Genomic DNA, 21,705 nt, shown 5'->3' on the forward strand with positions numbered 1-21,705 from the left:
CCTTCCCGACCCCCCACGGCGGGCGCGGATGGGCTACAACGATCACGTGGAACGACACCCCCGGCGCCGGCTCCGGTCGGCCACCGTGCAGCTGGGCGCGCTGACCGCGCTGGCGCTGGCCCTCTCCGGCTGCAACCTAACCGACGACGATGACGACTGCGCGCTCGGCCCGTCCGGTGGGGGCGGCGGCGACACGGTCGCGCTGGCGCTGCCGGCGCCCGCGGCGGTCGCCGCCCGCACCGCGTCCGAGCCGGTCGCCGCCGTGCCGGCGCGCGGCGGGTTCGGCACCCACCTCGCCTCCTGCGGCGGCTGAGGTGCGCCGCGAGCCGGTCACCCCGCGCCCCGACTGGGACGCCACCATCCGCCGGCAGGGCCTGGTGTACGTCGACACCGAGCTGCCCGACGGCGGGGTGATGTCGTACTGGGACGAGACCGCCGCGTACGCCTTCGACCTCGACGAGGTGCTCCGGCTGGAGGAGGCGACCGAGGAGCTGCACCGGATGGCGGTGGCCGCCGCGGAGCACGTGGTGACCCGCGGCCGGTACGCCGAGTTCGGCATCCCGGAGCACGCCGCCGAGGCGGTGGCCCGTTCGCTGCGGGAGGGACCGCCCAGCCTCTACGGCCGCTTCGACCTCCGGTACGACGGCAGCTGGCCGCCCAAGTTGCTGGAGTACAACGCCGACACCCCCACCTCGCTGGTCGAGGCGGCCATCGTGCAGTGGTACTGGTTGGCGGACACCCGCCCCGAGGCGGACCAGTGGAACAGCCTGCACGAACGGCTGGTCGGCGGCTGGGCCAAGATCGGCGCCGGGCTGCACGACCGCCGGGTGCACGTGGTCTGGTCCGGCGAGGAGGAGACCGGCGAGGACCACATGACCGCCGGCTACCTGGCGGAGACCGCCCGCCAGGCCGGGCTGGACGTCGAACTGCTGCCGATCCAGGAGATCGGCTGGGACGGCCGGCGCTTCGTGGACACCGCGGACCGCCCGGTCACCACCTGCTTCAAGCTCTATCCCTGGGAGTGGATGCTGGCCGAGCCGTACGGCCCGCTGGCGTTGGCGCCGGGCACCCCGACCACCTGGATCGAGCCGGCCTGGAAGCTGCTGCTGTCCAACAAGGCACTGCTCGCCGTGCTCTGGGAGCTGTACCCCGGGCACGAGTACCTGCTGCCGGCGTACCTGGATTCGCCGCGCGGGATGCCGGAGTACGTGGCGAAGCCGCTGCTCGGCCGGGAGGGCGGGTCGGTGCGGATCGTCAGCGGCGGCGCGGAGTTCACCAACCCGGGGATCTACGGCGACGAGGGGTACTGCTACCAGGAGTTCCGGGCGCTGCCCGAGTTCGCCGGCAACCGTACGGTGCTCGGCAGCTGGATCGTCGACGGCGCGGCGGCCGGGCTCGGGGTGCGGGAGAGCGAGAGCCTGATCACCGACGGCTACGCGCGGTTCCTGCCGCACTACATCGACGCGCCGCGCGTACCGTGAGTCGTCTACCGTTGGTGGGGTGAACTTCGACGCGTACGCCCGGACCGGCGTCGACCTGGTCAACGCCCGGCTGAACGACCTCGACGACCTGCGGGCCATCTTTCCGGACGAAAACGCGTGGATGCGCGACGAGGTCGCCGACCGGGACCTGGCGATCTTCCGGCGGGCGCAGAAGCGCCTGCGGGACGTGTTCGACTACGGCACCTCGGGCCGGGACGCGGCGGCGGTGGCCGAGCTGAACGCGCTGCTGGAGGCGTACCCGGTGCAGCCGCGCATCTCCGGCCACGACTCCAGCGACTGGCACATGCACGTGACCAGCCGGGGCTCCTCGGTCAGCGCGGAATACCTCGCCGGCGCGGTCTGGGGCCTGTCGGTCTGGCTGTGTGAATACGGCAGCGCCCGGTTCGGGGTCTGCGCCGACGAGCGCTGCGGCAACGTCTACCTGGACACCTCGTCGAACTGCTGCCGGCGGTTCTGCTCGGAGCGCTGCGCCACCCGCTCCCACGTGGCCGCCCACCGCGCCCGCAAGCGCGCCGCCATCACCCCCGAACAACCCACCCCCACCCCCACCACCCCCCAAACCCTCACCCCCGCCTGACCCGCGCCCCTCGCGGTTGATCATGAAGTTTGCGTCGGGAAAGGGCTCTGCCGTGACGCAAACTTCATGATCAACGCTCCGGAGGCCGGGGTGGGGTGGGGGTGCGGGGTGGGGGGTTAGGCGTTTAGGGGGGTGGGGGCGGTTAGGTGGGCGCGGGCGAAGTCGAGGGCTTCCTTGAGGTCGGACTCGCGGGTGGTGCGGCTGCCGGCGCCGCGGGTGGTCACCTCGACGGCGACCGAGCCGGTGAAGTTGCGGCCGGCCAGGGAGCGGAGCAGCTCGGCGCAGGGCTGACCGCCCCGGCCCGGGACGAGGTGCTCGTCGCGCCCCTCGCCGGTGCCGTCACCCAGGTGCACGTGAGCCAGCCCGTCGCCCATCCGGTCGGCCATCGCCAGGGCGTCGGCGTGCGAGGCGGCGCAGTGCGAGAGGTCCAGCGTGTAGGAGGGGTAGCCGGTCTCGGTCGGGTCCCAGCCCGGCACGTACGGGACGAACTGCCGGCCGGCCATCTTCACCGGGTACATGTTCTCCACCGCGAAGCGCAGCCCACCGAACCGGTCCGCGATCTGCTCCAGCCCGTCGGCGAAGCCCCGGGCGTAGTCGCGCTGCCAGGTGAACGGCGGGTGCACCACCACGGTCGGGGCGCCGAGCGTCTCGGCCAGCTCGGCGGACCGGCGCAGCCGCTCCCACGGGTCGGGGCTCCACACCCGCTGGGTGACGAGCAGGCAGGGCGCGTGCACCGACAGCACCGGTACGCCGTAGTGCTCGGCGAGACCGCGCAGCGCGCCGGCGTCCCGGCTCACCGCGTCGGTCCACACCATCACCTCGACGCCGTCGTAGCCGAGCGCGGCGGCCAGCTGGAACGCCGCCGCCGTCCGCTCGGGGAAGACGGAGGACGTGGAAAGGAGGACCGGGACGTGGGAAGTCACATCCATCAGGGTAGCCGGGGCGGCCACCGGGCATCGTGACGAGCCATCGCAAAGCGCCCAGACCGCCAGGGGGCGCGATCACTTCGGTTCGAGCTGGTCCAACCGGCTCAGGATGACCCCCTCGCGCAGCGCCCACGGGCAGATGTCCAGCGTGTCGACGTCCAGCCGACGCATCACCGCCTCGGCCACCACGGCGCCGGCTAGCAGCTGGTGGGCCCGGCCGGCGCTCACCCCCTCCAGCTCGGGCAGCTTCGCCGGCGGGATGTGCCGGATGAACCCGATCACCTGACGCAGCCCGGTGCGGGTCAGGCTGCGCCGGGTCCACAGGCCCGCGCCGGAGGGCGCCGCGCCGGCGAGCCGGGCCAGCGTACGGAACGTCTTCGAGGTGGCCACGGCACGCTCCCAGCCCACCGCGGCCAGCTTCTCGGCGACCGGCTCCAGCACCTCGTCGACGTACCCCCGCAGCTCGGCCACCGCCTCCGCGGTGGGCGGCACCAGGCCCGCCGGGTCGACCCGCAGCCGCTCCCGGCTCAGCCGCCCCGCGCCGAGCGGCAGCGACTGCGCCACGTCCGGGTCCTCGTCGATCCCGGCCGCGAGCTCCAGCGAGCCGCCCCCGATGTCGAGCACCAGCAGCCGGCCGGCGGACCAGCCGAACCAGCGCCGGACCGCGAGAAAGGTCATCCGCGCCTCGTCCGCGCCGGGCAGCACCTCCAGCCGTACGCCGGTGGCGTCGCGGACCCGGGCCAGCACCTCGCCCGCGTTGGTGGCGTCCCGGACCGCCGAGGTGGCGAAGGCGATGAGGTCGTCCGCGGCCAGGCCCGCCGCGGCCGCCTTGGCCATGCCGACCGCCTCCACCAGGCTGTCCGCGCCGGCCTCGGTCAGCGCGCCGTCCGGGCCGATCTGCTCGGCCAGCCGCAGCACCACCTTCTCCGAGTGGGCCGGCCAGGGGTGGGCGCCGTGGTGCGCGTCGACCACCAACAGGTGCACCGTGTTCGAACCGACGTCGAGGACTCCCAGTCGCATGCTGACGACACTACGGCCGGCGCGTTTCGTCGGCTCGCCAGCCGACCGGGGTGACCGCGCGTACGCTGGCCGGGTGACGAGCCAGGTGGAACTGCGGGTGCTGGTGGACGACCCAGACGACCCGCGCAGTCGTGAGGTGGGGCTGGACTTCCCCCGGGAGTGGATCGAGTTCGTCGACCCGGCCGACGCCAAGCACGTCATCCGCGCCGACCTGACCTGGCTGCTGTCCCGCTGGACCTGTGTCTTCGGCAAGGGCTGCCACGGCATCATCGCCGGCCGCGCCGCGGACGGCTGCTGCTCGCACGGGGCCTTCTTCACCGACGCGGACGACGAGAAGCGGGTCCGCGCGGCCGTCAAGCGGCTCACCCCGCAGACCTGGCAGCACTTCCGCAAGGGTTTCAAGAACTGGACCGAGAACGACACCGTCGACGGCAAGACCCCGGCCCGGCGTACCGCCACCCGGAGCGAGGACGCGCCGTGCGTCTTCCTCAACGACGCGGACTTCCCGGCCGGCGGCGGCTGCGCGCTGCACGCCCAGGCGCTGCGCGACGGCGTGCACCCGCTGGAATACAAGCCGGACGTCTGCTGGCAGCTGCCGGTCCGGCGGGACCAGGAGTGGCACACCCGACCGGACAACACCAAGGTGCTGATCTCCACGCTTGCCGAGTTCGACCGGCGCGGCTGGGGGGCCGGCGGCCACGACCTGGACTGGTGGTGCACCTCGTCGACCGACGCGCACGTCGGCGCCGACCCGATGTACGTGTCGTACGGCCCGGAGCTGACCGCGCTGGTGGGCGCGCCCGCGTACGCGAAGCTGGCCGAGCTCTGCGCCGCCCGCCTCCGCCAGGGCCAGGTGGCCCCGCACCCGGCCAGCGAGTAAGGAAGGGCACCTTGTTAACGCCTCCGGTATAGGAGGGGCCCCCGCCTGACACCGCGGACGGCCCTACTCCGCAGCGTCGGCGGGCAGCACCACGACGCCGTCCTCGTCGCAGTACACCCGGTCGCCGGGGGCGAAGTCGCAGTTGCCGAACGACACCGGCACATCCCGCTCCCCCGCGCCGGTCTTGGCGCTCTTGCGCGGGTTCGCGCCCAGCGCCTTGATGCCGATGGGCAGGGTACGCAGCGCGGCCACGTCCCGGACGGCGCCGTTGATGACCACGCCCGCCCAACCGTTCTCGGCCGCCGCCCCGGCGATGAGGTCACCCATCAGGGCGGTGTGCAGCGATCCGCCGCCGTCCACCACCAGCACCCGGCCTCGTCCGGGCTCGGAGACGACCGACTTGACCAGGGCGTTGTCCTGGAAGCAGCGCACGGTCACGGCCGCTCCGCCGAAGGCGCGCACCCCGCCGAACTGGCGGAGCTGGGTGTCGCACGAGCCGAGCAGCTCGCCGTACCGGTCGTAGAGGTCGGCGGTCGCCAGCGGATCGGGGTTCGACATGGTGGGTTCTCCGTTTCATTGATGGGGTGGTGAGCGGTGCAGGCGGGTGGCGGCGAGCGCCGCGCCGGCCAGTCCCGCCGCCGTGCAGGCGAGCACGCCGGCCGCGCCGGCGCCCGCCGCGAGCGCCCCGGCGGCGCTGGGGATGAGCACCTGGCCCAGCCGGTTGCCGGTGAGCCGCAGCGACATGGCCCGGCCGCGCAGCCCCGGCGGCGCCACCTCGGCCAGGAACGACATGGTCAGCGGCTGCCCCGCGCCGAGCCCGAACCCGGCGACCGTCACCACCACGACCAGCACCGGGAACGGCAGCGGCGGCAGCAGCAGCGCCAGCCCGGCGGCGGAGACCGCGACGCTGCCGACCAGCACGGTACGCCGGCTCAGCGCCGCCACCAGCCGGCCGAGCAGCAGCCGGGACGCCATCGAGGCGACCGCCCGCACACCGAGCAGCACGCCGATCGAGCCGGACGCGATGCCCCGTTCCGCGCCGAGCGCGGGCAGGTAGACCAGGGAGATATCGACCGCGGCCAGCACCACGCAGCTCACCGTGAGGGCGCGGACCAGCCCGGGTTGGCGCAGCAACTCCCGCATCCCGCCCGCGCCCGGCCCGTCGCCGGCCGCGCCGTGCTGCCCGGACGGGCGCAGCAGCAGCGCCACCACCAGCAGCGGCAGCGCCACCACGGCGGCGCCGACGAAGATGGCCCGGGTGTCCGGGATCGGCCGGCTCCCGCCGAAGACCACGATCAGCCCGGGACCGAGCGCCTGCCCCAGCGAGGCGGCGAAGGTGTAGTAGCCGAACGCGGCGTCGTACCGCTGGGCGGGCGTACGGTTGGCCACCAGCGCCTGCTGGGCCACCACCGCGCACAGGTGCGCGGTGCCCAGCAGCATGCTGGCCACCACCAGGCCGGCCACCGTGCCGGCGAACGCCACGAAGCCGAGGCCGGCCGCGGCGAGCAGCACCGACCCGGCCACCGCGACCCGCCGCTCACCGAACCGGTCCACGGCGTGCCCGGACGGTACGGCCAGCAGCAGCGGCACCGCGGCGAAACTGGCCCCGAGCACGCCCAGCCAGGCCCCCGGCACGTCCAGCTCCAGCGCCCGGTACGCGGACGCCGGCCGGAGCATGAAGGTGACCGCCTGCACCACGACGGTGTGCGTCAGCAGCAGGGCGGTCTGGGCGCGCCCGGGGACCGCGCGGTCCCCGGGCGCCACTCAGTGGGCCTTCACGGCGAGCACCGGGCAGGGCACCCGGAGCAGGATCTCCTGCGCGCTCGAACCCATGATCAGCTTCCCGACCGGGGTGCGGTGCCGGATGCCGATCACCACCAGCGAGATCTGCTCGCTCTCGACGATCTCGACGATCTCCTCGGCCGCGTCCCGGCCCCGGACCAGCTGCCGCACGGCGTGCGGCACCCCGGCCGCGGTCAGCTCCCGGACCACCCGCTCCAGGTCGGCCTCCGGGGCCAGCCGCGGGTCGGCGTACGCGTCGCCGCGCGAGGTGTTCACCACCAGCAGCGACTCGTCGCGGAACCGGGCCTGCTCCACGGCCGCGCGCAGCGCCGCCTCGCCCAGCGCCGAGGGGACGTATCCCACCAGGATGGTCATGAGGTCACCAGCCTCTCTCGAACCGGTCGGACCAGGAACCGCCCGATCAGCGGCCAGAGCAGCACCACCGCGACGACCGTGTAGATCACCCAGGACACCCAGCCGCCGAGCAGGCCGTGCAGCTCACCGCCGGAGAGCTGCAACGCCCGCCGGCCGTGCAGCTCGGCGCGCGGGCCGAGGATGATGCCGACGATCATCGGCAGCACCGGCAGCCCGAACCGCCGCATGCCGAAGCCGAGCAGGCCGAGGATCAGCAGCAGGAACAGGTCGAACGGTTGGGCGTTTACCGCGTACGCGCCCATCGAGGCGAAGAAGAGGATCCCGGCGTAGAGGTACGGGCGCGGGATCCGCAGCAGCCTCGCCCAGGCCGGGGCGAGCGGCAGGTTGAGCACCAGCAGCAGCAGGTTGCCGATGAAGAGGCTGGCGATCAGCGTCCAGACCAGGCTGGACTCCCGGCTGAACAGCAGCGGGCCGGGCTGGATGCCGTACCCCTCGAAGGCGGCCAGCATCACCGCGGCGGTGGCGTTGGTCGGCAGGCCGATGGCCAGCATCGGCACCAGCGTGCCGGCCGCCGAGGCGTTGTTCGCCGCCTCCGGCCCGGCCACCCCCTCGATCGCGCCCTTGCCGAACTGCTCCGGATGCTTGGACAGCTTCTTCTCGGTGACGTACGACAGGAAGGTGGGGATCTCCGCCCCGCCGGCCGGCACCGCCCCGAACGGGAACCCGAACGCCGTCCCGCGCAGCCACGGCTTCCAGGACCGCTTCCAGTCCTCCCGGCCCATCCACGGCTGGCCGACCGGGATCACCTCGCCGGACTTGCGGCGCAGGTGCGCGGCGATCCAGAGCGCCTCGCCGACGGCGAAGATGCCGACCGCCACCACGACCACGTCGATGCCGTCGGCGAGCTGCGGGATGCCCAGGGTGAGCCGCTGCTGGCCGGACTGGTCGATGCCGATCACGCCGATCACCAGGCCGAGCAGCAGCGCGGCGAGGCCGCGTATCCGGGACGCGCCGAGCACCGCGGTGACCGACACGAACGCCAGCAGCATCAGCGCGAAGTAGTCGGGCGAGCCGAGGCTGACCGCGAAGGCCACCACCGGCGGGATGGCCACCACCAGCAGCACGGTGGCGATGGTGCCGGCGATGAACGAGCCGATCGCGGCGGTGGCCAGCGCCTGCGCCGCCCGGCCCGCCTTCGCCATCTTGTTGCCCTCGATGGCGGTCACCACCGACGACGACTCGCCGGGGGTGTTCAGCAGGATCGAGGTGGTCGAGCCGCCGTACATGCCGCCGTAGAAGATGCCGGCGAAGAGGATGAACGCCTGGGTGGGCTCCATCCCGTAGGTGACCGGCAGCAGCAGCGCCACGGTCATCGCCGGCCCGATGCCGGGCAGCACGCCGACCGCGGTGCCGATGGTGACGCCGAGCAGCGAGATCAGCAGGTTCATCGGGGTCAGCACATTGGCGAACCCGTCGAGCAGATTGCCCAGGTTGTCCATCTAGAGGATCCCTTGCAGCACGCCGGCGGGCAGGTCGACGCCGAGCCCGATGGCGAAGACGTAGAAGGTGATCAACGACAGCGCGACGGAGATCAGCAGGTTGCGCACGTAGTGCCGGTTGCCCAGCGCGTACGCCGAACCCCAGAACAGGATCGTCCCGCTGATCACCCAGCCGAGCCGGTCGATGAGCACCGCGTTTACCAGGAACGCGCCGACCAGCAGCAGCACCGTCCGCCAGTCGATCGGGCTGGTCAGGTCGACGTCCTCGCCGCCCTCCGGCTCGCCGGAACCGCCGCGGGCCACGTCGATCGCGTAGATCGCCGCGACGACCAGCAGCAGCACGCCGAGCAGGATCGGCACCGCCTTCGGCCCGATCGGGTCGGCGGTGTTGATCGCCTCCCCGATGTTGGTGGTGGCTTCGAGGATGACCAGGCCACCGACCAGCGCGAGGAAGGCGCAGACCCCGTACTGGGCCTTGTCGGGCCTCCGCTGCGCGGCAGCCGCCGGGTCCGCGTCGGCCGCCGGCACCTCGGGCGTACGCTCCGCCGGGTCCACGCCACGGTCCGGCGCCTCGGGGGTGCCCTCCGCCGACGCGGCGGGTGCCGCCGACCCGGTGGGCCGGCCCACCGGGTCGGCGGCCGGCGAGGTCGGGTCCGGGGCGGGCGCGGGGGGTGCGCCGCCCGCCTCCCGGTCCCGGGCCCCCGCCTGGTGCGGCAGGGTCGGGTCGGCCGGCCGGGACGGCGGGTCGCCGCCCCGGTCCGGTCGGGTCGTCATGCCGCTCATGCCAACCCGAGCTGCTTGAGCAGGTCCGCCACCGACTTGTCCTGCTCGGTGAGGAAGGTGGCGAACTCGTCGCCGGTGATGAAGGCGTCGGTCCAGCCGCGCTTGGTCAGCTCGGCCTTCCACTCCTCCGACTCGTGCATCTTGGTCAGCACGTCGATCCAGACCTTCTTGTCGGCGTCGCTGATCTCCGGCGGCGCGACGATGCCCCGCCAGTTGGTGAAGACCAGGTCGATGCCGGAGGACTTGAGGGTCGGCACGTCCTTGAGCGCCTCGATCGGCGCCTCGCTGGTCACCGCGAGGACCCGGATCTGGCCGGCCTCCACCTGGTCGAGGAACTCGCCGAAGCCGCTGGCGCCGAAGGCGACCTTGCCGCCGAGCACGGCCGGCAGCAGCTCGCCGCCGCCGTCGTACGAGATGAAGTTGACCTGCCGCGGGTCGATGCCGACGGTCTGGGCTAGCTGCATGGGCAGCAGGTGGTCCGGGCCGCCGGGCGAGGAGCCGCCGCCGACCGCGATGCCCTTCGGGTTGGCCTTCCAGGCCGCGACCAGGTCGTTGATCGTCTTATACGGGGAGTCCTTCGGCACCACGATGGCGCCGGCCTCCTCGATCATCTTGGCCAGCGGGGTCGTCTGGGTAAGCGTCGCCGCGGACTTCGACGTGTACGAGGCACCGACCACGCCCAGCCCCATCTGCATGGCGAGCTTGCCGTTGCCCTTCTCGTTCACCGTCCGCTGGAGGCCGACGGTGCCGCCCGCGCCGGGCAGGTTGAACACCTGGACCCCGGTGGCGATCTTCGCGTCCTCCATCACCTTCGCGGCGGTCCGGGCCGTGGTGTCGTACCCGCCGCCCGGCGAGTTCGGCACCATGATCCGCAGTCCGGCGACCGGCTTGTCGCCGTCCCCGCCGCCGGCCTCGTTCTTGTCGGCGGTGGCGCCGCAGGCGCCCAGCGCCAGCGCGGTGGCGGCGGCCACCCCCATGACCAGCAGGTTCCTACGAGTTGCCATCTTGTTTCTCTTCCGTTTCGAATGAGTCCGGCGGCAAGATGATGGCCCCCGAGCCGGCATACAGTCAGCCTTCTGTCACCAGCGGAAATTGAGGTCTTTGTGGTCGCGATCACTTCCCGCCGCCGCACGCTGGCCGGGGAGCTGCTGGTCCTCCAGCTCGCGATCATCGTGGTCGTGCTGGCGGCGGTGGCGGCGGTGTCACTGGCCCAGTCGGCGGCGACCTTCAACCGGGTCGAGGGGCGCCGGGTCGCCGCCCTGGGCGAACAGCTCGGCGGCAGCCTGCTGCTGCGCGAGCAGCTCGACGAGCCGTCGCCCGGCGAGGCGATCGCCCCGCTGGTGCAGAACACCCGCACCCAGTACCGGGTGACCTCGGTGACCGTGGCGAACGCCCGTGGCCGGGTGGTCGCCTCCACCAACCCGACCCTGGTGGGCAGCCCGGTGACGCTCGGCGACCCCTCCGCCGGCCAGGGCGGCAGCTGGTTCGGCGAGCTGGAGGTGGACGGGTCGCGGGAGCTGGTGGCGCAGGTGCCGGTGCTCGGCGCCGACCCGAAGAAGGACAACGTCGGCCGGTACCTGGGCGTGGTGGTGGTCGGCGCGGCCGCGCCCACCTGGTCCGAGCGGCTGGTGGGCGCGTCCTCGTACCTGCTCACCTACCTCGGCCTGGCCTCCGCGCTGGGCCTGGCCGGGTCCTGGCTGCTGGCCCGGCGGATCAAGCGGCAGACCCTCGGCCTGGAGCCCCGGGAGATCGCCGGGCTGGCCGAGCACCGGGAGGCGCTGCTGCACGGCATCGCCGAAGGCGTCATCGCGCTCGACCCACAGCAGCGGGTCACCCTGGTCAACGAGGTCGGCCGGCGGCTGCTCGACCTGCCCGAGCACTGTTTGGGCCGCAGCCTCGCCGAGCTGGGCATCGCCGGGCGGCTGCGGGACGTGCTGGCCGGGCAGGCCGACGGCCCGGAGGCCCGGGACGAGGTGGTGGTGCGCGGCGGGCGGGTGCTGGTGATGAACCGGATGACTGTCGACCGGGCCGGCCGCCGGCTCGGCTCGGTCACCACCCTGCGCGACCGGACCGAGCTGGCCCGGCTGGAGCGGGAACTGGGCTCGTTCCGCAGCACCACCGAACTGCTCCGGGCGCAGACCCACGAGTTCGCCAACCAGCTGCACACCATCTCCGGGCTGATCCAGATCGGCGAGCACGACGAGGTGGTGCGGTACGTCGACGCGCTCAGCCGGCACCGGGCGTCGCTCGACCTGACCGTCACCAGCCGGATCCAGGACACCGCGGTCGCCGCGCTGCTGATGGCGAAGTCGGCGCTGGCCGCCGAGCGCCGGGTGGAGCTGCGGATCTCCGAGCGCACCGGGCTGGCCCGGCTGGAGCCGGAACTGGCCGCCGACGTGGCGACCGTGCTGGGCAACCTGGTGGACAACGCGGTCGAGGCGGTGGCGACCGGCCGGGAGCCGGCCGGCGACGGCCCGGACTGGGTGGAGGTGGAGCTGCGCCAGGACGCCTCCTCGGTGGAGATCGTGGTCCGCGACAGCGGGCCCGGGGTGGCCCCGGAACTCGCCCAGGAGGTGTTCACCCACGGCTTCACCACCAAGGCGGCGCGCGGCGGCGAACGCGGGATCGGACTGGCGCTCACCCGGCTGGTCTGCAAACGTCACGGCGGCGAGGTCGCGGTGACGAACACCGAGGAGGGCGCGATGTTCACCGCCCGACTGTCGGTGGGCGGCGTACGGGAGGGGGTCCGGTGATCGACGTACTGGTCGTCGACGACGACTTCATGGTGAGCCGGATCCACTGCGGCTTCGTCGGCCGGATCGACGGGTTCCGAGTGGTGGGCACCGCGAGCACCGGCGCGGAGGCGGTGGCCCGGGTCGACGAGCTGCGCCCCGACCTGGTGCTGCTCGACCTCTATCTGCCGGACATGTTCGGCCTGGACGTGGTGACCCGGCTGCGCGCCGCCCGGCACGACTGCGACGTGCTGGTGATCAGCGCCGCCCGGGAGGCCGAGGCGGTCCGCCGGGCGGTCCGCTACGGCGCGGTGAACTACCTGCTCAAGCCGTTCGGCTTCGACGAGCTGCGGGCCCGCCTGGAGCAGTACGCGGCCCGCCGCGACACGCTGCGCGGCACCCTGGTCAGCGACCAGGCCGACGTGGACCGGGTGCTGTCCCGGACCGGGGCGCACATCGCCACCTCGGCGCTGCCCCGCGGGCTGAGCCCGGAGACGGCGGAGCTGGTGGAACGGGCGCTGCGGGAACACATCGGCAACCTCTCGGCCGCCGAGTGCGGCGACCTGGTGGGCATCTCCCGGGTCAGCGCCCGCCGCTACCTGGAGCACTTCTGTGGCACCGGGCGGGCCGAGGTCAGCCTCCGCTACGGCGCGGCCGGCCGCCCCGAACGCCGCTACACCTGGCTCGGCTGAGGTGTAAGGAGGGTGCCCTTGTTAACGCCTCCGGTAGAGGAAGGGCCCCCTGTTAACACTTTCCGCCGAGCGCGGCGTCGACCAGGGCGCGCGCTTCGCCGCCTCGGCGACCGTCGGGTCGCCGTCGAGCACCCCGGCGGCGTGGTACGCCGCCGAGCAGGGTCAGCTGCCGGGCCAGCGGCTCCGGCTCGGCGGCGCCGGCCCTCGGCGGGCCAGGTCGGCCGCGCAGGCCGGACCACGTCGCCCCTGTCCAGGTACGCCGGCACGAGGTCGTCCTTGCGCAGGTTGTTAAGAGGGGGCCCCTGCTATACAAAATGCGTTAACAAGGGCACCCTCCTTACCTCTCACGGCTCGAACTTGTAGCCCAACCCGCGCACCGTGACGATGAAGCGCGGCGCGGACGGCTCCGGCTCGATCTTGGAGCGCAACCGCTTGACGTGCACGTCCAGCGTCTTGGTGTCCCCGACGTAGTCGGCACCCCAGACCCGGTCGATCAGCTGCCCCCGGGTGAGCACCCGCCCGGCGTTGCGCAGCAGCAGCTCCAGCAGCTCGAACTCCTTGAGCGGCAGCTGCACCGGCGCGCCCTCGACGGTCACCACGTGGCGTTCGATGTCCATCCGGACCGGGCCGGCGGCCAGCGTCGGGGCACCGGACTCGGTAGCCTCGACGGTCTGCCGGCGCAGCACGGCCCGGATCCGGGCCACCAGCTCGCGCGGCGAGTACGGCTTGGTCACGTAGTCGTCGGCGCCGATCTCCAGCCCGACCACCTTGTCGATCTCGCTGTCCCGCGCGGTCACCATGATGATCGGCACGTGCGAGCGCTGCCGCAGCTGCCGGCAGACCTCGGTGCCGGACATCTCCGGCAGCATCAGGTCGAGCAGCACGATGTCCGCACCGGTCCGGTCGAACTCGGTGAGGGCGTCGGTGCCCGTCGCGGCGACGGAGACCTCGAACCCCTCCTTGCGGAGCATGTACGACAGGGCGTCGGAGAACGACTCCTCGTCCTCGACCACCAGAACGCGGCTCAACGGGACTTCCTTTCCATCACGATCGGTCCTGCCGAGGCTCGGCCGGGCCGGCCTCGATCCCAGCCGACGCGAGTGTCGCCTCCAGGTCGTCCGGAGGGCTGGCGGGCAGCCGGAGGGTGAACGTCGACCCCCCACCAAGAGTGCTCGACACGTCGACCCGGCCGCCATGGTTACCGGCGATGTGCTTCACGATGGCCAGGCCGAGACCGGTGCCGCCGGTCGCCCGGGACCGGGCCTGATCCGCGCGGTAGAACCGTTCGAAGATCCGGTTGACGTCCGACGGCGCGATGCCGATGCCCTGGTCGGTGACCGAGATCTCCACGTGGTCATCGGTGGCCCGGGGGGTGATCCGGACGCTGGTGTCCTCGCCCGAGTAGGTGATCGCGTTCTCCACCAGGTTCGCCACCGCCGTGGCGAGCTGGCTGTCGCTGCCGTACACGGTGAGCCCCTTGGCGCCCTCGACGACCACCTGGATGCGGCGGGCGGCGGCCGTGGTGCGAGTCCGATCCAGCACCTCGGCGATCACCCAGTCCACCGCGACCGGCGCCGGCGGCGGCTGTTCCTCGGCCCCCTGCAACCGGGTCAGTTCCAGCAGTTCCTGCACCAGCCGGCCCAGCCGGGTGGACTCGTGCTGGATCCGCTCGGCGAACCGGCGGGCGGCCACCAGATCCTCGGGCAGCTCGGCCGGCGTCCCGCCGGTCGGTTCGGTGGCGTCCAGCAGCGCCTCGGCGAGCAGCTGCAACGCCCCGATCGGGGTCTTCAGCTCGTGGCTGACGTTCGCCACGAAGTCCCGGCGCACCCGGGCCACCCGGTGCGCCTCGGTGACGTCCGCCGCCTCGACGGCGATGTAGTCGGCGCCGATGCCCATCGCGCGCAGGTGCACCCCGAGCGGGTTCACCCCGGCGCTGTCGCGGCCGCGCGGCAGGTCCAGCTCGATCTCGCGCCGCACGCCGGTGCGGCGCACCTGGCCGGCCAGGGTACGGATCAACGGGTGCGCGGCGAGGGAGCCGGGGGTGGCGCCGGTGCGCAGCAGCCCCATCGCCCGGGCCGCCGGGTTGACCAGCACCGGCACGTCGTCGGGGTCCAGCACCACGACACCGGCGCGCAGCGAGTCGATCGTCTTCCGACCGATCCCGGAGAGCGCGACCTGCTGTTCGTCCGCTATCGCGGGCCTCCCCGTGCTCCAGCGGGAGAGAGCACTCCCCCGCGACGCCCTCCGGCGCCACCAGTCACCGACGGGCCCGGCGAGCAGCGCACCGGCGACCAGGCCGGTCGCCAGGGCCACCGCGACCACGACCGCCACCGCCCATTCCACCCGGCGATCGTAGGGTCATTGTTAACCCGGGTACCGCACAGAACGGGACGAACCACTCTCGCTTTCGGCAATGTTCACCCACGGGTCCCGCGTCGTTCACCGGCGTTCACCTTCGGTCCGTTCCCCCGACCTACCGTGGTCGCGCACCCGCTCAACCCCCCGTACGCCGGCACCGCACCGACGGGACCGGCGGCCACGACGTACAGGACGTGATGATGCGCGACGAGTTCCGGGCCGATCTCCAGATCGTGAGCCAACTGCTGGTGGACATGGCGGAGGGCGTACGGACCGCCCTGACGCGCGCCACCCGGGCGCTGCTCACCGCGGACCGGGAGGCGGCCGAGACGGTGATCGCGCAGGACGCCGAGATCGACGGCCTCTACCGGCACGTCGAGGAGCGGGTCTGCGACCTGCTCGCCCGGCAGGCCCCGGTCGCCTCCGACCTGCGCGCCATGATCACCGCGCTGCACGTGGCGGCGGACCTGGAGCGGATGGGCGACCTGGCCGAGCACGTGGCCAAGACGGCCCTTCGGCGGCACCCCTCCCCGGCGGTGCCGGCCGAGCTGCGGCCGGTCTTCACCGACATGGCGGGCATCGCCGACCGGATGGCGGAGAAGATCGCCGCCGTGCTGGCCCGCCCCGACGCCGACCTCGCCGCCGAACTGGACCGCGACGACGACGCCATGGACGACCTGCACAAGAGCCTGTTCGGCGTGCTGCTGAGCGACGACTGGCCGTACGGGGTGGAGACGGCGATCGACGCGACCCTGCTCGGGCGCTACTACGAGCGCTTCGCCGACCACGCGGTCAACGCCGGCGAACACGTGGTCTACCTCATCACCGGCGAGCCCAAGTGAAAGGAGGGGCCCCTTATTAACAGACGTCTGTTAATAAGGGGCCCCTCCTTTCACGTCAGCGGCCCTGGTTGGCGACGGCGGCGGCGGCCTCCTTGGCGGCCTCCGGGTCGAGGTACGTCCCGCCGAGCACCTGCGGGCGCAGGTTCGGGTCCAGGTCGTAGCGCAGCGGGATCCCGGTGGGGATGTTCAGCTTGGCGATCTCCGCGTCGGAGATCTGGTCGAGGTGCTTGACCAGGGCGCGCAGCGAGTTGCCGTGCGCGGCCACCAGCACCGTCCGGCCGGCCAGGATGTCCGGCACGATCGAGTCGTACCAGTACGGCAGCATCCGGTCGACGACGTCCTTGAGGCACTCGGTGCGCGGCATCAGCTCGGTCGGCAGCAGCGCGTACCGGGGGTCGCCGACCTGCGACCACTCGTCGTCGTCGGCGATCGGCGGCGGCGGGGTGTCGTACGAGCGGCGCCAGAGCATGAACTGCTCCTGGCCGTACTCGTCGAGGGTCTGCTTCTTGTTCTTGCCCTGCAGGGCGCCGTAGTGGCGCTCGTTGAGCCGCCACGACCGGCGCACCGCGATCCAGTGCCGGTCGGCGGCGTTCAACGCCAGCTCGGCGGTGCGGATCGCCCGGCGCATCACGCTGGTGTGCACCACGTCCGGCAGCAGGCCGTGCTCGCGGAGCAGCTCACCGCCGCGCCGCGCCTCGGTCTCACCCTTGGCGGTCAGGTCGACGTCGACCCAGCCGGTGAAGAGGTTCTTGGCGTTCCAGTCGCTCTCGCCGTGCCGCAGCAGGACCAGCGTCCCGATGGTGGGCCCTTCGCTCGCAGTCATGCGGATCATCCTGCCGTACCGGCCCGGCGGACACGCGGGGACCGGCGGTGACGACCACCACGTGGAAATGCGGATGACCGGTGATCACCACCGGGACTAGGTTGTAAGGCATTGCGAGGATGTCGGTCATTACCTGTTCGGGGGCGGGAAGTGCGGACGGTGCGGAGTTGGTTCCGGGACACGGCGGGCGGGCTGCCCCGCACCTTCTGGTACCTGTGGACCGGCACCCTGATCAACCGGCTCGGCTCGTTCGTGCTGGTCTTCCTCGCCATCTACCTCACCCAGGCCCGCGGGTTCTCCGCCGCCCAGGCCGGCCTGGTGATCGGGCTCTGGGGCGTCGGCGGCGCGGTCGGCACCACCGTCGGCGGCACGCTCACCGACCGCTGGGGTCGGCGGCCCACCCTGCTCACCGCGCACCTGGGCGCGGCCACCATGATGGTCGCGCTCGGCCTGGCCCGGCCGCTCTGGGCGGTGGCCCTCGGCGCGCTGCTGCTGGGTACGTTCGCCGAGGCGGCCCGCCCCGCCTTCGGGGCCATGATGATCGACGTGGTGCCGGCGAAGGACCGGCTGCGCGCCTTCTCGCTGAACTACTGGGCGATCAACCTCGGCTTCGCCTGTGCGGCGGTCCTCGCCGGGCTCGCCGCCGAGGCCGGCTACCTGCTGCTGTTCCTGGTGGACGCGGTCACCACCCTGGTCACCGCACTGATCATTTTCTTCCGGGTGGGCGAGACCCGGACCGTCGCCGTCACCGCGCCGACCGGTGGCGCCGCCCCGCGCGGGGCGCTGCGCACCATCGCGGCCGACCGGGTCTTCCTGGTCTTCGTGACGCTGAACCTGTTCGGCGCGGTGGTCTTCCTCCAGCACATCTCGATGCTGCCGATCGCGATGAGCGACGCCGGCCTGAGCCCGGCCACCTACGGCTCGGTCATCGCGCTCAACGGCGTGCTGATCGTGTTCGGGCAACTCTTCGTCCCCCGGCTCATCCGGGGGCGCAGCCGCTCGCACGTGCTCGCCCTGGCCGCGGTGGTGATGGGCGTCGGCTTCGGCCTGACCGCGTTCGCCGACGCCGCCTGGTTCTTCGGGATAACCGTGCTGATCTGGACGCTCGGCGAGATGCTCAACTCGCCCTCCAACGCCACCCTGATCGCCGAACTCTCCCCCGCCGAGCTGCGCGGGCGCTACCAGGGCGTCTTCTCGCTCTCCTGGCAGCTCGCCGGGGCCGCCGCCCCGATCCTCGGCGGCCTGGTCCGGGAACGGGCCGGCGACAGCACGCTCTGGCTCGGCTGCGCCGCGATCGGCCTGGTCATCGCGGTCGGCCACCTGATCTCCGGCCCGGCCCGCGAACGGCGGGCCACCCAACTGCGGGCGCCGGCCACGCCGGTCGAGCCGGTCACCGCCCGCCGGGCCCCGGCGCCGGAGGCGGCCGAGGCCGCGGCCATCGCACCCGCCGAGCCGGTCCGCGCCCCCTCCTGAGTACGCCGACGGCGATCACGATGGCGTCGCCTCCCCTATCGTCGGCGCGTCAGTTAACAAACTTTCGGGAGGGATCGTGGGGGCCGCGCGGCGCTGGATGCGGGACACGACGGGCGGTCTGCCGGCCACCTTCTGGTATCTCTGGACCGGCCTGCTGATCAACCGCGCCGGCATGTTCGCGGTGCTCTTCCTGTCCCTCTACCTGACCACCGCGCGGGGCACCTCCCCGGCGCTGGCCGGCGCGGTCGTCGGGGCGTACGGGGGTGGTGGGGCGGTCGGGGTGCTGCTCGGTGGGGTGCTCGCCGACCGCTGGGGCCGGCGGGCCACCCTGCTCGCCGGGCACCTGACGGCCGGCGCGCTGATGGTCGGGCTGGCCTTCGCCCGGGACCTGGCGGCGATCGCCGCGCTGATCACCCTGCTCGGGGTGGCACACTCCATGCTCAGCCCCGCCTTCGTCGCCGCGATCGTCGACGTGGTGCCCGAACCGCGCCGCCCGTACGCCTTCAACCTCCAGTTCTGGGCGTTCAACCTGGGCATGGCGGTGGCCTCGCTGCTGGCCGGGCTGCTCGCCGAGGCGAGCTTCGTCGCCCTCTTCCTGCTCGACGCCGCCGCCACGCTGACCGCCGCGCTGGTGATCGCCGCCCGGGTGCCGGAGAGCCTGCCCCGCGGCGCGTCCCGGCGGCGCGCCGACGATGGGCCGCCGGACCGGGCCGTACGCCGGCCGGGCCTGGTCACCGCGCTCACCGACCGGAACTTCCTGGTCTTCGTCGGGCTGACCTTCCTGCTGGCCGTGCTCACCATGCAGACCTCGACGATCATGCCGCTGGCGATGCGCGCGGACGGGCTGCGGCCCTCGGCGTACGGCGTGGTGGTGGCGCTGGGTGGGGCGCTGATCGTGCTGGGGCAGCTCTTCGTGCCCCGGCTGATCGCCCGGTACCGCAAGGCCGGGGTGCTCGCCGTGGCCACCGCGCTGATGGGGCTCGGCTTCGGCGCGCTGGCGCTGGCCGACGACCTGTGGGCGTACCTCGGGGCGGCGGTGGTCTGGACGGCCGGCTCGATGCTCGCCGCGCCGCCCAACGCGCAGATCAACGCGGATCTGGCCCCGCCCGAGCTGCGCGGGCGCTACCAGGCGGTCTTCTATCTGACCTTCCCGGCGGCGTCGTTCGTGGCACCGGCGCTGGGCGGGCTCAGCCTGCAACACCTGGGCGACCGGCACTGGCTGGTGGTCGGCGCGCTGGGGCTGGCCGCGGCGGCCGGTCACCTGCTCGCCGGGCCGGCCCGGGAACGCCGCACGGCAGCCCTGCGGGCCCGCCTCGCCCGGCCGGCCGGCGCACCGGTCGGCAGCCGCTGACCAGGCCCGATGTCGCCCCCCGGCGGCTCGGCCGGTCCAGCGATCCGGCCGGGCGGTCCGGGCCAGCGCACGGCCCCGGAACGGGTGGCCGGAAGCGACCCGGAACGGGGCCGAGCGCCCACCCCGACCCCCGTCGTGGTGGGCGCTCGCCCCGATCACCCGGCGGCGGCGGGCGACCCTCACCCCCGTAAGCGTCGCCCGCTCGCGCCGCCGGTACCACGGGTGGCACCGTCCCCCAACGGTGTGCTCCACCCGTTCTGTGCGCCTCGCCTGGTGCACGGATCTGATCGATCCGCCGCTCCCCCGAACGTTTCCAAGCGTGGCGCGGTGCAATAAAGTTAGTTCGCCCCGGATTCCGGATTCAACCTGGATCGCTGTCTCGCCGGTCACAACACCGACGTCCGGATCGGTCCTGGTCCTCCGGGTCTGTGTGGCGCAACAGCGTCTACCCGGCCCGCATTCCCGCAAACACTCAGGCGTCCGCCCGATCGGGTGACTCGGTCCGGAAGAAGTTGCTCGGCCGGCCGTCGCGCATCTGCTCCTGGTAGATCAGGTTCAGCCGGCGGGCGTCGAACGTCCGGAACCACTCGTCCCAGGTGATCTCGCGGATCCGGCTGCTCTCCCGGTAACCGGGCAGGTTGAACGTCAGCACCCCCGCGCGGTCGCCGCGCTCGGTGCCGGCGATGGTGGCGGGACGGGCGTTGCGGGCCCGCGCCCAGCGCTGAATGACCTCGTGGTTCGTGGTCACCAGGCTGCGCCCCGGACGCTCCGGCCGGTCCTGGAGCGAGGTGATCTGCTGCGACGAGCGCACCGACCGGGAGGTCGACCGCCCGGTCCGCACGGATGTCGCCTTCGTCCCCGTACCTCCGGCGGTCGACGTCCGGGCGGCGGACGTCCGCTTCGCCGGCGCCGCCTTCGCCCGCGCCGGGGCCGCCTTCGCCCGGCTCGGCGCGGCCTTGGCCCGGCCCGGGGCCGCCTTGGCCCGGCTCGGGGCCGCCTTGGCCCGGCCCGGGGCGGCCTTGGCCCGGGTCGGTGCCGGTGCCGCCTTCGCCCGCGCGGCGGACGTACGCTTCGCCGCGCCGGCCGCCTTCCGGGTTCCCGCCGCCCGGCCCGCCGGCCCGGTGGCGCCCCGCGCGGCCCCGCCCGAGCGGCGCTCGGTACGCAACGTCCGCGCCAGCGTCTTCACCAGCTCGGGCTTGCGCAGCCCGGAGATGCCGGAGACGCCACGGCGGCGCAACTGGCCCCGGATGTCGTCCGCCTTCATCCGGGAGATCTCCGACTCGGAGACGTTCGGGGTGTTGGGCGTCTGGTTGCCCGGCTGGCGTCTGGTCCTGGTCGCAGTCGCGCCGCGACCTGAGCTGCTGCGCTGAGCCATGTGTCCACGCTCCTCGACAGTCCGTCCTCGGCTCGCGGCCGGTCCCAGTGCCGCACCGCGCGGTGCGGCATACCCGTCAGGACGGGTCCGAACCACCGGGGACGGGAGCGGCCTGCCGGGTGCCGTCACCGGCGGACGGCTCGAACAGGTGGGCGAAGGCGGCGAGGTTGGCGGTGGACTCGCCGCGCTTGACCCGCCATTCCCACTCCCGCCGGATCGCCGCGCCGAAGCCGATCTCGAGCATGGTGTCGAAGGACTCGTCGGCGTACGTCAGCACGGCGCCCAGCAGCCGGTCCAGCTCGTCGGCGTCCACCCCGGCCAGGTTGACCCGCCCGGTCAGGTAGACGTCGCCGACCGAGTCGATGGAGAACGCCACCCCGTACATCCGGGCGTTGCGCTGGAGCAGCCACGCCCAGAGCTCCTCGCGCCGCTCGTCCGGCTGGCGCATCACGAACGCCTCGACCCGCAGGGCGTGCTCGCCCACGATCAGGTTGCAGATCGTCTTGAGCTTGTGGGTGCCCGGGAGGGTGACCGCGTAGGACGCCTCACCGGTGGCCTCCCAGTCCAGCTCCCGTTCGGCGCAGGCCGACTCGATCAGGGCGGCGACTTCGCTCTTGGCGCTCATCCGCCCCACTCTACGGTCGGCCCCCGGCCCCCGCCGGGCTGGACAGTCGGCCCCCCGCCGGAAGCGTTAACAGGGGGCCCCTCCTATACC

General features: G+C 73.1%; 22 protein-coding genes. 9 read left to right on the forward strand and 13 right to left on the reverse strand.

Features of this window, described 5'->3' with window-relative positions; genetic code table 11:
• Positions 1–46 precede the first annotated feature (46 nt).
• Genes K7640_RS14185 through K7640_RS14195 form a run of 3 tightly spaced genes read left to right on the forward strand, consistent with a single transcriptional unit; the run spans position 47 to position 2,079 of the window.
• Positions 47–313: a hypothetical protein gene (locus K7640_RS14185; protein WP_308042555.1), complete on the forward strand. Its 267-nt coding sequence runs from the start codon at positions 47–49 to the stop codon at positions 311–313.
• Position 314: 1 nt separating this feature from the next.
• The gene (locus K7640_RS14190) at positions 315–1,481 is read left to right on the forward strand and encodes a glutathionylspermidine synthase family protein (RefSeq protein WP_222955273.1); all 1,167 of its coding nucleotides are present in this window, start codon (positions 315–317) and stop codon (positions 1,479–1,481) included.
• A gap of 19 nt (positions 1,482–1,500) precedes the next feature.
• Positions 1,501–2,079 carry a CGNR zinc finger domain-containing protein gene (locus K7640_RS14195; protein ID WP_222955274.1) on the forward strand — a complete coding sequence of 193 codons (579 nt, stop codon included), beginning with the start codon at positions 1,501–1,503 and terminating at the stop codon, positions 2,077–2,079.
• A 116-nt stretch (positions 2,080–2,195) separates the two neighbouring features.
• Here the strand turns inward: K7640_RS14195 and K7640_RS14200 are convergent, their stop codons facing one another.
• Together K7640_RS14200 and K7640_RS14205 are read right to left on the reverse strand one after the other, a co-directional pair.
• On the reverse strand, positions 2,196–3,002 hold the full coding sequence (locus K7640_RS14200) for a sugar phosphate isomerase/epimerase (RefSeq protein ID WP_222955275.1): 807 nt from the start codon (positions 3,000–3,002) through the stop codon (positions 2,196–2,198).
• Positions 3,003–3,080: 78 nt separating this feature from the next.
• Complete coding sequence (locus tag K7640_RS14205; RefSeq protein ID WP_222955276.1) at positions 3,081–4,025, reverse strand: Ppx/GppA phosphatase family protein; 945 nt, start codon at positions 4,023–4,025, stop codon at positions 3,081–3,083.
• Between the two features lie 73 nt (positions 4,026–4,098).
• On the opposite strand from K7640_RS14205, the gene K7640_RS14210 reads away from it, so the two are divergent.
• On the forward strand, positions 4,099–4,905 hold the full coding sequence (locus K7640_RS14210) for a hypothetical protein (RefSeq protein ID WP_222955277.1): 807 nt from the start codon (positions 4,099–4,101) through the stop codon (positions 4,903–4,905).
• A 63-nt stretch (positions 4,906–4,968) separates the two neighbouring features.
• Here the strand turns inward: K7640_RS14210 and rraA are convergent, their stop codons facing one another.
• Genes rraA through K7640_RS14240 form a run of 6 tightly spaced genes read right to left on the reverse strand, consistent with a single transcriptional unit; the run spans position 4,969 to position 10,348 of the window.
• Positions 4,969–5,463, reverse strand: a complete 495-nt coding sequence (gene rraA / locus K7640_RS14215) for a ribonuclease E activity regulator RraA (RefSeq protein WP_222955278.1) — start codon at positions 5,461–5,463, stop codon at positions 4,969–4,971.
• A gap of 15 nt (positions 5,464–5,478) precedes the next feature.
• Positions 5,479–6,669: an MFS transporter gene (locus K7640_RS14220; protein ID WP_222955279.1), complete on the reverse strand. Its 1,191-nt coding sequence runs from the start codon at positions 6,667–6,669 to the stop codon at positions 5,479–5,481.
• Positions 6,670–7,062, reverse strand: a complete 393-nt coding sequence (locus tag K7640_RS14225) for a universal stress protein (RefSeq protein WP_222955280.1) — start codon at positions 7,060–7,062, stop codon at positions 6,670–6,672. It lies immediately after the preceding gene.
• Positions 7,059–8,561 carry a tripartite tricarboxylate transporter permease gene (locus tag K7640_RS14230; protein ID WP_222955281.1) on the reverse strand — a complete coding sequence of 501 codons (1,503 nt, stop codon included), beginning with the start codon at positions 8,559–8,561 and terminating at the stop codon, positions 7,059–7,061. Before K7640_RS14230 ends, K7640_RS14225 begins: the two co-directional genes overlap by 4 nt.
• Positions 8,562–9,344, reverse strand: a complete 783-nt coding sequence (locus K7640_RS14235) for a tripartite tricarboxylate transporter TctB family protein (RefSeq protein WP_255608984.1) — start codon at positions 9,342–9,344, stop codon at positions 8,562–8,564.
• Positions 9,341–10,348: a tripartite tricarboxylate transporter substrate binding protein gene (locus K7640_RS14240; protein ID WP_222955282.1), complete on the reverse strand. Its 1,008-nt coding sequence runs from the start codon at positions 10,346–10,348 to the stop codon at positions 9,341–9,343. The genes K7640_RS14235 and K7640_RS14240 overlap by 4 nt, the downstream gene beginning before the upstream one ends.
• Before the next feature lie 99 nt (positions 10,349–10,447).
• Here K7640_RS14240 and K7640_RS14245 point away from each other — a divergent pair, with 99 nt between their 5' ends.
• Both K7640_RS14245 and K7640_RS14250 read left to right on the forward strand, forming a co-directional pair.
• A complete protein-coding gene (locus K7640_RS14245; protein WP_222955283.1) occupies positions 10,448–12,097 on the forward strand; it encodes an ATP-binding protein in 1,650 nt (549 codons plus the stop codon).
• The gene (locus K7640_RS14250; RefSeq protein ID WP_308042556.1) at positions 12,094–12,768 is read left to right on the forward strand and encodes a response regulator; all 675 of its coding nucleotides are present in this window, start codon (positions 12,094–12,096) and stop codon (positions 12,766–12,768) included. The genes K7640_RS14245 and K7640_RS14250 overlap by 4 nt, the downstream gene beginning before the upstream one ends.
• Positions 12,769–13,112: 344 nt before the next feature.
• Here the strand turns inward: K7640_RS14250 and K7640_RS14255 are convergent, their stop codons facing one another.
• Both K7640_RS14255 and K7640_RS14260 read right to left on the reverse strand, forming a co-directional pair.
• Positions 13,113–13,796, reverse strand: coding sequence for a response regulator transcription factor (locus K7640_RS14255; protein ID WP_222955284.1), 684 nt, complete (start codon positions 13,794–13,796; stop codon positions 13,113–13,115).
• Positions 13,797–13,812: 16 nt separating this feature from the next.
• Positions 13,813–15,111: a cell wall metabolism sensor histidine kinase WalK gene (locus tag K7640_RS14260; RefSeq protein ID WP_222955285.1), complete on the reverse strand. Its 1,299-nt coding sequence runs from the start codon at positions 15,109–15,111 to the stop codon at positions 13,813–13,815.
• A gap of 215 nt (positions 15,112–15,326) precedes the next feature.
• On the opposite strand from K7640_RS14260, the gene phoU reads away from it, so the two are divergent.
• Entirely contained in the window at positions 15,327–15,968 is a 642-nt protein-coding gene (phoU, locus tag K7640_RS14265) for a phosphate signaling complex protein PhoU (protein WP_222955286.1), read from the forward strand.
• Positions 15,969–16,023: 55 nt separating this feature from the next.
• On the opposite strand, the gene K7640_RS14270 is transcribed toward phoU, so the two are convergent.
• The gene (locus K7640_RS14270) at positions 16,024–16,791 is read right to left on the reverse strand and encodes a phosphoglyceromutase (protein WP_222955287.1); all 768 of its coding nucleotides are present in this window, start codon (positions 16,789–16,791) and stop codon (positions 16,024–16,026) included.
• Positions 16,792–16,941: 150 nt separating this feature from the next.
• Here K7640_RS14270 and K7640_RS14275 point away from each other — a divergent pair, with 150 nt between their 5' ends.
• Entirely contained in the window at positions 16,942–18,264 is a 1,323-nt protein-coding gene (locus K7640_RS14275; protein WP_222955288.1) for an MFS transporter, read from the forward strand.
• A gap of 76 nt (positions 18,265–18,340) precedes the next feature.
• Positions 18,341–19,615, forward strand: a complete 1,275-nt coding sequence (locus K7640_RS14280) for an MFS transporter (protein WP_222955289.1) — start codon at positions 18,341–18,343, stop codon at positions 19,613–19,615.
• 472 nt (positions 19,616–20,087) lie between these two features.
• On the opposite strand, the gene K7640_RS14285 is transcribed toward K7640_RS14280, so the two are convergent.
• Complete coding sequence (locus tag K7640_RS14285; protein ID WP_222955290.1) at positions 20,088–20,990, reverse strand: hypothetical protein; 903 nt, start codon at positions 20,988–20,990, stop codon at positions 20,088–20,090.
• Positions 20,991–21,066: 76 nt separating this feature from the next.
• Positions 21,067–21,615 carry a YbjN domain-containing protein gene (locus K7640_RS14290; RefSeq protein WP_222955291.1) on the reverse strand — a complete coding sequence of 183 codons (549 nt, stop codon included), beginning with the start codon at positions 21,613–21,615 and terminating at the stop codon, positions 21,067–21,069.
• Positions 21,616–21,705: the final 90 nt, after the last annotated feature.

The organism is Micromonospora sp. PLK6-60 (assembly GCF_019890675.1).
GTDB lineage: Bacteria > Actinomycetota > Actinomycetes > Mycobacteriales > Micromonosporaceae > Micromonospora.

Coding starts and splice junctions, on each gene's coding strand:
- K7640_RS14205 (WP_222955276.1), bottom strand. CDS start 4,025: ATGCGACTGGGAGTCCTCGACGTCGGTTCGAACACGGTGCACCTGTTG.
- rraA (WP_222955278.1), bottom strand. CDS start 5,463: ATGTCGAACCCCGATCCGCTGGCGACCGCCGACCTCTACGACCGGTAC.
- K7640_RS14225 (WP_222955280.1), bottom strand. CDS start 7,062: ATGACCATCCTGGTGGGATACGTCCCCTCGGCGCTGGGCGAGGCGGCG.
- K7640_RS14230 (WP_222955281.1), bottom strand. CDS start 8,561: ATGGACAACCTGGGCAATCTGCTCGACGGGTTCGCCAATGTGCTGACC.
- K7640_RS14235 (WP_255608984.1), bottom strand. CDS start 9,344: ATGAGCGGCATGACGACCCGACCGGACCGGGGCGGCGACCCGCCGTCC.
- K7640_RS14240 (WP_222955282.1), bottom strand. CDS start 10,348: ATGGCAACTCGTAGGAACCTGCTGGTCATGGGGGTGGCCGCCGCCACC.
- phoU (WP_222955286.1), top strand. CDS start 15,327: ATGCGCGACGAGTTCCGGGCCGATCTCCAGATCGTGAGCCAACTGCTG.
- K7640_RS14270 (WP_222955287.1), bottom strand. CDS start 16,791: ATGACTGCGAGCGAAGGGCCCACCATCGGGACGCTGGTCCTGCTGCGG.
- K7640_RS14285 (WP_222955290.1), bottom strand. CDS start 20,990: ATGGCTCAGCGCAGCAGCTCAGGTCGCGGCGCGACTGCGACCAGGACC.
- K7640_RS14290 (WP_222955291.1), bottom strand. CDS start 21,615: ATGAGCGCCAAGAGCGAAGTCGCCGCCCTGATCGAGTCGGCCTGCGCC.